General features: G+C 56.7%; 1 pseudogene. It reads right to left on the bottom strand.

The annotated features are described in order from the left end of the window. Positions 1–330, bottom strand: a pseudogene (locus AWH02_RS11100) (MSCRAMM family adhesin SdrC); the annotation flags it as partial.

Genomic DNA, 330 nt, shown 5'->3' with positions numbered 1-330 from the left:
GTGCGTCAGTATCTGCCAGCGAATCCTCGTCTACGAGTGCCTCAGTAAGTGCGAGTGAATCTGCGTCCACGAGTGCATCGGTAAGTGCCAGCGAATCCGCCTCAACCAGTGCATCTGTAAGTGTGAGTGAGTCAGCCTCCACGAGTGCATCGGTAAGTGCAAGTATGTCTGCATCAACCAGCGCTTCCGTATCTGCAAGTACGTCCGCATCGACGAGCGCATCGGTAAGTGCAAGTACTTCGGCTTCCACGAGTGCGTCAGTGTCCGCAAGTACATCGGCGTCCACGAGCGCATCCGTGAGTGCAAGCACCTCAGCCTCCACGAGTGCGT

This window comes from Streptococcus gordonii (assembly GCF_001553855.1).
Lineage (GTDB): Bacteria > Bacillota > Bacilli > Lactobacillales > Streptococcaceae > Streptococcus > Streptococcus gordonii.
The sequence above is the reverse complement of the archived record's forward strand: the minus strand, read 5'-3'. Positions and strand labels throughout refer to the sequence as shown.